The organism is Lentilactobacillus dabitei (genome assembly GCF_019061365.1).
GTDB lineage: Bacteria > Bacillota > Bacilli > Lactobacillales > Lactobacillaceae > Lentilactobacillus > Lentilactobacillus dabitei.
Genome location: NZ_JAHPPD010000086.1, coordinates 1 through 11047 on the forward strand (window position 1 = coordinate 1; position 11047 = coordinate 11047).

Here is an 11047-nt window from a genome sequence, read left to right on the forward strand (position 1 = left end):
AGAATAGGTCTTCATGGCCTTTCATGTCTAGTCTGAAAGGTCTAGTTGATTAGTGTTGCACTTGAATTTTAAACTGGGCAATTTAAAAAAACGGTTATTTTTGAAATTCGGGCAATCTAAAAGGATCTCGACATGCATTTTGAAGCACAACATAAGCGAAGACCGCCAGCATTCTGAAATTAAGAATAATGGCGGTCTTCACTTATGTAAAGATATCTGTTCAGCTTTTCGCTAACTGATTTTGCTTTTCATACTCACGGTCAAATTTAACCAAATAAACAATTCCAACAACTAACATGCTACCAAAGATTAACAAAATGGGGAGCCAACTTGTTGTAGCGCTTAAGGGACTGGCGATTCCCGGCTGCCAATCCATCAGGAAATGCAGGCCAATCCCCCAAAATAAGGTATTTGTGGTCACCCGGATTACAGCTAACATAATTCCCAATGCAAAGGCGTAGAAAATTTGCTGAAAGATCGCTGCTGAATTGCCACTTCTCAAATTCATGAGATGGAGACTACCAAATATTAGCGCTGAATAAATCGCGGACCGAGTAAATTTTAGGGATCGGCTGCGGTATTGCATGTTTTGCAGAAAAATTGAAAAGAACAACCCACGAGTCAAACTTTCTTCAAAGATCCCTGCCGCTAAAGCAAACATTGTATTTTCGGCTAGATTGGTTGAATTCAAGTTCAGCAATATCCGCAATGGTAGCCGTTCTTGCAATGCCATCATAATCAAGATGATTCCAATAATCACAAGCCAAAGCTTCAAGCTTGCGGAAAGCTTTACTCTAGGCTTGGTGACTTTAAAGGTGCCAATCTCTCTGTATGTAATCAATAAAACAATCATCGCGAACAGTAACCGCGCTTTCGCATACGTCGCCTCACCACTATCAAATAGGGCAAACGCCATAAAAACAAAGATAATCAGGATAATAACCGCAACAAACAGTTGTTCAACCCAAGGCCTGCGACTCTCAATGATCATTGGAATCACTACTTTCTGTGAATTTAATTAAACTGATTATAATCTATTCGTCATTTTAGTGCTATTGGCAAAATACATGTCAAACGGAAATGTCAGATAGAGCTTAGTTTCATTAGAAGGACCAACTGATTTAGATTTCCTGAGCCCTCTAAACAATGAAAAATCCGGCGTATCGTTTAAATGAATACCCGGAATAACTTGAACTATTTTAAATGTCTTTCAAACTGTAAATACACATCATGGTAATTTAAATTGGAATCATCAGTCTTCGCTACTCGCAATGCCAGATCCCGAATTTCATCATTGGCCATCATTAGTTCGTTATGATTTCGTCGAGAAATGATCTCTGCGGCGATGACGGCGGTACGTTTATTTCCATCTTCAAATGGATGTAAATTAATAATTTTAATAAAAGTAATTCCTATCTTTTCAGCTAAAGTTTCATACATTTGCTGACCAAATGCAGATTGCCTTGGAAGGGCAACAATTGATTCAAGTCCATGCGGATTCCTGACAAATGTCTTTTGTCCATTCTGACTCGTAGTAGCGACGTTAATAGCAATGATTTCATCAATACTTAATAATTTCACTGATCATCACCTTTGCGAAGGTCTTCCAAGGCACCATGATATTTGTCAAGTGCTTCAGCTAAAGCATCCTGGAACGATTCTGAGAGCTTGGATTTTGTAATTTTGATTGAGTCATCTTGTTCATTAATCACGATATCATCTCCAGTAGAAAGATGAAGTTTATTCAGCATATCTGCAGGAATAACTACTGCGTTCGAATTGCCAACTTTTATAATTTTTTTGACAGTTTCCATAAGGAGCCCTCCTTGTTAAAGCGTTATGACATACTAACATTATAACATGATTCTACTATTTTCTCCTGTAAGCCTTTTCCAACTTGAACCCAACCCCATGTCATGGCTATAATGCAAATATTGCTAATAATACAATTCGACTCATCTTGGAGGATCTCATGGTAAACAACCAACCCGACGAACCTAAAAAATTTCGATTATCCCAAAATCATCATATGACCATTCCATGGAATGCTTTCATTAGTCAAAAGAAAGTACCCGCCAAAAACGCGCCTTTGCGAGAACGGGCCTCAGTTATTGGCCGAGTTGGCATTATCATGTTGTCCTGTGGAACTGGAGCGTGGCGTGTTCGTGACGCGATGAACACCATCGCCCGGGTCCTGGGTGTAACGTGTTCAGCTGACATCGGCCTGACTTCAATTCAGTTTACCTGTTTCGCCGACGATGATAGCTATTCACAAATTCTGTCACTTCCAAATACCGGGGTGAATACGGATAAACTAAACATCATGGAGGGCTTTGTCGCCAATTTTGCCAACGACTTTTCAACGACAACCATTCGAACCATTCACAACCAAATTGATAAGATTCAGCAAAAACCTGCTCAGTATACACCCGTTATTTCCGGATTGGCAGCTGCTCTAGCCTGCAGTGGCTTTATTTTTCTGCTCGGTGGTGGCATCCCCGAAATGATTTGTTCGTTCATCGGGGCGGGAATCGGTAACTTTACTAGAAGCGTGATGGGGAAACATCGCATGACAACCTTTGCCAGCATTGCGATTGCCGTGGCGATTGCTGGAATCGCGTACATGATTTCATTCAAGCTCTTTGAGGAAAATTTCCAAGTTTTGGCTCAACATGAAGCCGGCTACATTGGCGCAATGTTGTTCGTTATTCCCGGTTTCCCGTTTATTACAAGCATTTTAGACCTTTCGAAGCTAGATATGCGATCAGGGCTGGAAAGACTGGCATACGCGATTATGATCACGTTAATCGCCTCATTAGTTGGTTGGCTGGTTGCCCTACTCTTTCATTTCCAGCCCGAGAACTTTCTGCCCCTCGGTTTATCGCCTGTTGTCTTAATGTTGCTGAGATTGCCCGCAAGTTTCTGTGGCGTTTTTGGTTTCTCGATTATGTTCAATAGTACCGTCAGAATGGCAACCGTTGCGGGCTGTATTGGTGCCATTGCGAATACGTTAAGGCTTGAACTAGTTGACCTGACAGCGTTACCACCAGCAGCTGCCGCATTTTTGGCCGCCTTGTTAGCGGGCTTGATTGCATCGGTTGTCAACCGGTTCAACGGTTACCCAAGGATTTCACTCACTGTCCCATCAATCGTTATCATGGTGCCAGGACTGTACATCTACAGGGCCGTTTACAGCATCGGCATCAACCAGATCAGTGTGGGCGCATTGTGGCTCACAAAGGCTGCCTTGATTATCATGTTCCTACCACTTGGGCTGTTTGTGGCGAGGGCATTGCTGGATAGAGAGTGGCGACATTTTGATTAGTAAGTGAGCGAAACAAAGCGTTAGAAACTGGAACATAAGTCTCCTTGGGCAGAAATTCCTGGGCTTGGAATTTTTGACCAAGGTGCTTATGTTCCAGTTTCTGCTTTGGCCAGCTGTCCTAACGTAAGTGAGCGGATCCAAGCGGTTAGGAATCGGAACCTAAGTGTCCTGAATCATAAATCCCGGTTTGTGGGATTTATGATTCAGGTGCTTAGGTTCCGATTCCTGCTTGGAGGAGCTGTCCTGCTCTATATAAACTAGACCAACCGCGAAACCCAAAAGCAGCTGAGACATTAGTCATTTCTTTCATTTGTAATGGCGACTGTGATTACCACTCTTATATTGATTAAAGCTTTACCAACCGGCTGATCCCGGCCATTTGACAGAAAGGACCAATTATTCCTAGTGTTGGAATAATTGGTCCTTTCTGTTAAATTCTGAGATCAAAGCACTTGTTGTTCAAGGCTAAAACTATTTAACAATAATTACCCGGCCATCATGCTTCTCTTCAAGCAACTGGTGGCCCTTTACAAAGCCATCCCGATTAAATGGCAATGTATAGCCGATATTCACGGTTAGTTTCCCATCCCGCATCAAATCCACAACTGCCTTCAGCGCCTCCCGATCAGTCATGGCATTGGTTGGGTGAATATGAACAAATTTGATCGGCTTGTTAGTCATTGGTGAGTTGTGGGCCACGCTGGCAATTGTGCCGTTAGGTTTCACCATCTTGACATCGTCATCAGTGCCAGCACCATTCATCGCGCTGTTAATCACGACATCTCCTTGGTCAGCCAGCACAGTGGCTGGATCACTTTGATCATAGGCAACAAACTGGGTTGCCCCAATCGATTTAACAAAATCTTCATTGTGGCTTGAGGCAATCCCGATGACATTGGCACCCAAATCTGTGGCAATCTGGACGGACAGCGAGCCAACCCCACCAGAAGCGCCCTTCACGATAACCGTCTGGTCAGGTTGGACATTGGCAAAATACTTCACAGCTTTGTAGGCAGTTAGTCCAGGAGTAATGATCCCGGCTGCCCGGGTTGGTGTGATTCCGCCAGGAACGTGAACCGTCGCGTCAACATCTGCCAATACATATTCCGCGTATCCCCGTTCCGTGTGAGTCATCACTAATTCGCCAACGCCAAAATCAGAAATCCGGCTGCCAATTTCTGTCACTTCACCAACAACATCTCGACCGGGAATTAATGGTGATCCCAAGCTACCACCATTTGCCCGTTCAGAACGCTCACGATTATTGAGACCAACCGCAATCGTTTGCACTAATACTTGATCTGGTGCAGGAGTCGGTTTTTCAATTTCATATTCTTGAAAAACGTCCGGGCTCCCATGTTTGACATATCCATATGCTTTCATTGTGCTGCCTCCTTAATCATTGTACTAGCGCAATTGTAAGCGCAAACAGGACGAGTGGCAAGAAAGTTGTCGTTCGCTTATGGAGAAAATAAGCAGGAACGCGGGCCAGATCGCATTTAAAGTGCAGAAGGAAGGGAACAATCGGCGTTTTTGATCTCAGAACGGAACAAAAGAAGCCCAATGACTCCTTATATTGGAATCGTTAGGCTTCTTTCGTTACATAGTCGGGATACTCTCTGGTGGTAGCTTCCAAAAAATTGCAAAGAATAAATTTAAAATAAATGATTATCTGCCGAATTGCCACCAGTGCTTTTTATGCCCCGTCGATTCATAATGAGTCCCGTTAGCTGAGGTTGGTTGATAGTTATCTGGAATGTGGTCGTCGTCTTGTTCATCTGCCGTTTTGGCTTCGATCGTCTTAGTTTGCATTGAGTTTGCACTCTTATTTTCAAGCTGTTTGAGCTTGTTTTGAACGTCCAACTGCAAACGTTGTGATTGATCCAGTAATTGATGGAGTTCAGCGATTTGTTTATCCTTTTCTTCGATCTGTTTACGCTGGTCATCCAATTGCTCCGCCAATAGTGCGCTTTGGTCCTGGTTACCCTTAACAGAAACCTTATTTCCGGTTTCCTTTTCAGACTTCCGAGTTGCCGATGCCGACTGGTTCTTGAATTGACCCTTAAGTAACTCGATGCCCTCATCCTTAATTAAAATCTTGTTACCTTTTTTGATCGTATATGTAGATCGGAACTTGTCGTCCATATGTTTCCTGATTGCAGTTTTGGAAACTGCTAATTCGTCCGCTAACTCTTTAATCGTTAGTTCCATAATGTCGCCCCCAAATAGGATTTGATTCGCGAACAGTCCAGTTCGCAGATACACAACATTCATTATAATGATTAAACTGGCATTCGGCAACTCAATTTCTGTTTCCATTCATAAAATTATTTTGAAGGTAAAATCCTCAACATTAAAATGAGATTAAAGTTTCTTATTGACAATCTCATGAAAATTGCGGTAAACTACTCGCAACGTCTAACGATAATAAAATGGTTTTAGTCAGGATTAACACGATTTAATTGCTTTGATCGAGGAGAAAGCCGCGATCGTTTTCGTATTTAGTTTATAGAAGGTTTGCAGTTAATCAACTGTTTATTGTGAGGTTACTGTTAGAACTTTCGTTGGATTCTTATAGATAATAATTGGAGTGGTACTTGATGAGTCGTTTAACTGAAAAAATGTTCCGTAAAGAGGATCCGTTAGTCTATCAAGACAAGGATTCACACCTGATCCGCAGCATGACCACCAAAGACTTCCTCGCACTGGGAGTTGGGACAATTGTTTCAGCTTCAATCTTTACCTTGCCGGGAGTCGTCGCTGCACAGCATGCCGGTCCCGCTGTTGCATTATCATGTTTAACGGCCGCAATCGTTGCCGGCTTAGTCGCTTTTGCCTACGCTGAAATGGCAGCCGCAATGCCATTCGCCGGATCCGCATATTCTTGGATTAACGTTGTCTTCGGCGAATTCTGGGGTTGGATTGCCGGCTGGGCACTGCTTGCTGAATATTTTATTGCGGTTGCGTTCGTGGCATCCGGGCTTTCTGCCAATTTCCAAGGATTGATTTCAACGATTGGTTGGAAACTTCCGAAGAGTTTAGCGGCGGCCTCCACAGGGAATAACGGTGGCCTCATGGACCTGGTCGCCATTGTTGCCATTATCTTGGTAACCCTATTGCTTTCCCGAGGAGCTTCCCAAACTACCCGAGTTGAAAATACCTTGGTTGTCTTAAAAGTGATCGCAATTCTAATTTTCATCTTTGTTGGGGTCACTGCGATTAAGATGTCCAACTACAGCCCATTTATCCCTAAGTATCATCCAAACGCTGATGGTTCGGCATTCGGTGGGTGGCAAGGCATTTATGCCGGGGTTTCGGAAATCTTCTTGGCCTATATTGGCTTTGATTCAATTGCCGCTAACTCAGCTGAAGCAAAGAACCCGCAAAAAACCATGCCTCGTGGAATTTTAGGATCATTAGTGATTGCCGTCATCCTGTTTGTTTCCGTTGCCTTGGTATTAGTCGGCATGTTCCATTACTCAGATTATGCCAACAACGCCGAACCAGTTGGCTATGCATTAAGAAGAAGTGGTCACGCAATTGTTGCGACAGTCGTTCAATCAATCGCGGTTGTCGGAATGTTCACCGCTCTAATTGGCATGATGCTGGCGGGTTCAAGACTTGTTTATTCATTCGGCCGAGATGGCCTATTGCCAAAGTGGCTTGGAAAGCTTGAACATAACCTGCCTAACCGGGCATTACTCGTCCTAACGGTGATTGGTATTTTACTGGGAGCATTCTTCCCATTCACGTTCTTGGCACAACTTATCTCCGCTGGAACCCTAATCGCGTTTATGTTCGTTTCAATCGGAATTTATGCTTTGCGTCCTCGTGAAGGTAAAGATATTCCGACACCAAGTTTCCGAATGCCACTGTATCCAGTTTTGCCTGGGCTCGGCTTCCTTGGTGCCCTGGCCATCTTCATGGGCTTGGATATTCAAGCGAAAACTTATGCGCTCGGCTGGTTCATCTTTGGCATGTTAATCTACTTCGCCTACGGAATTAGGCATTCCACATCGACTGCTGATAAAATTGCTGAACATAAAGATAAATAATATCAATTAAATTTGAAAACATATGACAAATGGCCGATTCTGACCATATTAAAAAACCAACTATTCCAACAACCCGGAATAATTGGTTATTTTTTATTTTGAAATCAAATCGTCTTTCAGTCCGATCTATTTCAATTCAAACTGGAGGATCTCAGGATTGTGGTCCGAGTTCGCAAAGCCCAGATACTTCACATGAACGCTCTTCACTCGAATGTTATCGGAAATCAGGAACCCGTCAATTAGTGATACGTAAGTCTTTCCTGGATGAAATGGGGTCCCATTCGCGCGCACAGATGGCACTTTTGCGGCAGCCAAGCCATCATTAGCTACTCGAAAGCCTTTAGGCAATTGAGCCGTGGGGAACGGATGGGTCCAATTCTCCCGCTTTTCAGTCGTGCCGAAGACTTTTGGACTGTCACCCAGCATGTCATGATTATAGTCACCGGCAACTAGGACGTAGTTTCCGTTTGCGGATTCCGATTTCATTTTGGTAAACAGCTTATTGAGCTGAGCCCTTCTCACCTTGGCATTCTTTGTAAACGCCGATAAATGCAAATTGAATACCGATAATTTTTTCCCATTCTCAACCGGAATGTGAGTGACCGAAAATGCGCGGTCCAAATCCATGAACTTATTGAAATCCGTATCAATTGGCAACGAATAACGCGTACCATCAGTCATCCGTGCCTTGGCTAATGTTACCAACCCGGAGTTGGTCTTTCCAATTGGTCGGGTTAATGGATAGAACAGGTAAGCTGAATCATAGTTTTGCGCATAAACGTTGGAATAGTCAGCGAATTTTCGTTGCAACCACTTCACCTCATTGACATGAAACGAGCGATCACCATTCGTATCAACTTCTTGGAAAAAAGCAAGCGTGGGATTTTCCTCCTTCACAGCCTTGGTAATCCCGGTCATATCCCGTTCAACCGATTGTCGACTATACGCTCGAGAATACTTGCCACCATCCATAAAAAACGAGTAACTAGCTGGATACGCCGCATAACCAATGTTAAACGTCATCGCTTTATATGTCGTGCCGGTTTTCAGCACCGTTTCCTGATGATTTTGGGGACGCAACTTAATGTTGTCCGCTAATCGATGATAGCTCAAATACACATAGGCAACGTAACTGCCGATAAGAATCGCAAATCCAAACACGAACATTAAACAAATTTTGAAAAACTTTTTCATGACAACCTCTCATCTATTTAAATTTTAATCTGATTTTTGAATCCCTTCATGGACAGCCACAGCGCCAACCAGCAAATTGCCCCGATTACAATATTAATAAGGGCAATGGCTTGTACCGGAAAAGCTTCAGCGACCGAAACAAAGATCATCCCCACACTACCCATGATGGTCCCACCAGCGCTATACAGTGACGATGCGGAACCATTGTCGTTCTCCTGCTGCTTCAAAACCAGGTAAGTTCCGGGTGGCCGAATCGCACTACTAGCCAGGGTGGCTGGAAATTGGGTGAGGGCAAACATAATCGGGCTACCCAGGCCAAACATGAGAATCAAGCCGCCGCTGACGATGCTGATAAAGAAGCAGCTATAAATGATCACAAACCGGTCAATGAATTTTGACAGGGGGATATAAACCAGCGGCCCCAGCAGCATGCCAATTGCGTTAAATGCAAAGAAGAAGCTAAACATCTGACTGCTGAGATGGAAAGTGTTTTGATAGATGTACGACGAAGAGGAAATAAATCCCAGCGAAATGATCGACATGGTCGAAAATACTAGCAATAGCGCGGTGAATCCCGGATCCTTCAACAGAACCCCCAAACGGCCAAATGAACGCATCACGCTGATGGTTTCATGTTCCGGGTGATGGGTTTCTTTGAATATGAGCGCCCCAAGGACAACGGTTAGCCCTAACAACGCTTGAGCAAAGAAAATGCCCCGCCAGGAAATAAACGTCAATAACAGTGACCCAACTACTGGCGCGATCGCAGGTGAAATCACCACCATCGACTGAACAATTGCCAACGTTGTTTCTTGTTTTCTACCCACATAGACATCCTTGATCACCGCAGTTGCCACCGTGGTTGCCACACCACCACCACAGGCTTGAAGAATTCGAAACAGAATGATTTGAGTGGCACTGGTGGCAATCCCACACAAAATGCTGGCAATTAGGTAGCCTACCAAGCCGATTAATAAAATTGGTCGGCGGCCATACCGATCACTCAATGGTCCCCAGAATAAAGTTGCGATACTGTAAAAAATAAAGAACAGAATGAGGGTCAGGTTCATCGTGATTTCTGGAACATTGAAAAAGTGGGTCATTTCAGGAAGGGCTGGTAAATAAAGATCCGTCGATAATGGCACAAAAGCACTTAATAAGGCTAAAAAAATAATAAAACCAGTATTCCCTAATCGGGGTTGAACTTTGCTGGAACTCATTTACGATCCCCTCCTCTTTGAAGCTGAATCCCGCCACGCCATATTGATCGCCCTTTCATTAGTAACCGGGTCAATTCCCCGAGATGTCTCAATAAACCCCTGCTTGAGATAAAACTGATACGCAGCTTGATTCTTCTCGTAAACAGATAAGGTCAGCTCATTGCGCGTGCGTTTGGCAGCAGCGATGAGTTCTCGACCAATTCCCTGACCACGGTAGCGTTTATCAACAAATAGGCCGGCGATATAATTGTCCTCGATGCCCAGGAAACCTTGGATGACATTCGCTTCCTCATACAAAAAGAGCTCCGAATCACCAATTTGCGGTTTGACCTCCGCATAGTAATTGCGCCAATAATTGCCGTTAATAAACCAGTGGGCTTCCAAGTTAGCCGTTAGCCAGATGTTGGTGACTTCATCTAATTGGGGGCCGGAAAGCCCGTGAGTATGAATAATCATGACAAGGTCCTCTCCAAAATCCTATTCTATCCGTATTGTAAACTAAATCGAATTGAAGCACATCTACATCGCTTTGATGATACCGCAAATTGATTAACTTGGGACATTAGTTGCCCCCAAAACAGGAAAAATATCGATATTAATGACAATTTTGTTCGGATTTCGTGTACAATAATGATAAACATAAGGAGGATTTACTCATGGCAGCCTATAAAAACAAAGTATATCTCGCTTCACCGTTTTTTAGCGATGGTCAAAAAGATCGGATCGATCAAGTGATTACGTTATTGAAACAAAACCCTACGATTGATAATGGTGCAATCTTCAATCCGCAGGAACATCAATTTGAACAAGAACCATTTGGTAGCTTTAAGTGGCAGGACGCCGTCTTTGCTTCCGATATGCGCCAGGTTCACAAAGCAGATGTCGTTGTTGCAATTCTGGATTATCAACTCGAAGACGGTTTAACCGAGCCAGATTCCGGAACCGTATTTGAAATGGGTTCAGCCCATGAAGCCAACATCCCCGTCATTATGGTTCAATTTGGCGAAAACAGTCAACTCAACTTAATGCTGGCAAGGAGTTACACGGCCTTCTTCAATGGCAAGGATGATATCCAAGGCTTGAAGGACTATGACTTCAATAATTTGGAACAGAAGTATACCGAGAAAAAAGTGCTTTAATTCATCATAATTGCAAACTAAAAACGCCTACCGGTTGTGAAGTGCAACAGAAAAGTTAGACAAGTTTAGATATTGATTTAAGCTACCATGGCTTGATTCCTGTATTCTACAGGG

11 protein-coding genes are annotated in these 11047 nt (G+C 43.6%); 3 read left to right on the plus strand and 8 right to left on the minus strand.

Going from position 1 to position 11047, the window contains the following annotated elements; all coding sequences use genetic code 11:
- Positions 1-220 precede the first annotated feature (220 nt).
- The 3 genes from KTE19_RS11210 to KTE19_RS11220 form a co-directional block, all read right to left on the minus strand.
- Positions 221-991 carry a CPBP family intramembrane glutamic endopeptidase gene (locus tag KTE19_RS11210; protein WP_217161415.1) on the minus strand — a complete coding sequence of 257 codons (771 nt, stop codon included), beginning with the start codon at positions 989-991 and terminating at the stop codon, positions 221-223.
- A gap of 203 nt (positions 992-1194) precedes the next feature.
- The gene (locus KTE19_RS11215) at positions 1195-1581 is read right to left on the minus strand and encodes a type II toxin-antitoxin system death-on-curing family toxin (RefSeq protein ID WP_217161413.1); all 387 of its coding nucleotides are present in this window, start codon (positions 1579-1581) and stop codon (positions 1195-1197) included.
- On the minus strand, positions 1578-1814 hold the full coding sequence (locus KTE19_RS11220; RefSeq protein WP_217161412.1) for an AbrB/MazE/SpoVT family DNA-binding domain-containing protein: 237 nt from the start codon (positions 1812-1814) through the stop codon (positions 1578-1580). Before KTE19_RS11220 ends, KTE19_RS11215 begins: the two co-directional genes overlap by 4 nt.
- A 158-nt stretch (positions 1815-1972) precedes the next feature.
- Between KTE19_RS11220 and KTE19_RS11225 the strand changes: the two genes are divergently transcribed.
- Positions 1973-3325 carry a threonine/serine exporter family protein gene (locus KTE19_RS11225; protein ID WP_217161411.1) on the plus strand — a complete coding sequence of 451 codons (1353 nt, stop codon included), beginning with the start codon at positions 1973-1975 and terminating at the stop codon, positions 3323-3325.
- Between the two features lie 471 nt (positions 3326-3796).
- On the opposite strand, the gene KTE19_RS11230 is transcribed toward KTE19_RS11225, so the two are convergent.
- Positions 3797-4708 (minus strand): NADP-dependent oxidoreductase, encoded by a 912-nt coding sequence (locus tag KTE19_RS11230; RefSeq protein WP_217342310.1) that lies wholly within the window; start codon positions 4706-4708, stop codon positions 3797-3799.
- Between the two features lie 285 nt (positions 4709-4993).
- Positions 4994-5536 (minus strand): HTH domain-containing protein, encoded by a 543-nt coding sequence (locus KTE19_RS11235; protein WP_217161409.1) that lies wholly within the window; start codon positions 5534-5536, stop codon positions 4994-4996.
- 389 nt (positions 5537-5925) lie between these two features.
- Here KTE19_RS11235 and KTE19_RS11240 point away from each other — a divergent pair, with 389 nt between their 5' ends.
- Complete coding sequence (locus KTE19_RS11240; protein WP_217161408.1) at positions 5926-7380, plus strand: APC family permease; 1455 nt, start codon at positions 5926-5928, stop codon at positions 7378-7380.
- Positions 7381-7506: 126 nt separating this feature from the next.
- On the opposite strand, the gene KTE19_RS11245 is transcribed toward KTE19_RS11240, so the two are convergent.
- From KTE19_RS11245 to KTE19_RS11255, 3 genes are read right to left on the minus strand one after another with little or no spacing between them, the layout of a single operon-like run.
- Positions 7507-8574, minus strand: a complete 1068-nt coding sequence (locus KTE19_RS11245; protein ID WP_217161407.1) for an endonuclease/exonuclease/phosphatase family protein — start codon at positions 8572-8574, stop codon at positions 7507-7509.
- A gap of 17 nt (positions 8575-8591) precedes the next feature.
- Positions 8592-9794 carry a multidrug effflux MFS transporter gene (locus KTE19_RS11250; RefSeq protein WP_217161406.1) on the minus strand — a complete coding sequence of 401 codons (1203 nt, stop codon included), beginning with the start codon at positions 9792-9794 and terminating at the stop codon, positions 8592-8594.
- The gene (locus KTE19_RS11255) at positions 9795-10250 is read right to left on the minus strand and encodes a GNAT family N-acetyltransferase (RefSeq protein WP_217161405.1); all 456 of its coding nucleotides are present in this window, start codon (positions 10248-10250) and stop codon (positions 9795-9797) included.
- A 200-nt stretch (positions 10251-10450) separates the two neighbouring features.
- Between KTE19_RS11255 and KTE19_RS11260 the strand changes: the two genes are divergently transcribed.
- On the plus strand, positions 10451-10933 hold the full coding sequence (locus tag KTE19_RS11260) for a nucleoside 2-deoxyribosyltransferase (protein WP_217161404.1): 483 nt from the start codon (positions 10451-10453) through the stop codon (positions 10931-10933).
- The last annotated feature ends 114 nt before the right edge of the window (positions 10934-11047 follow it).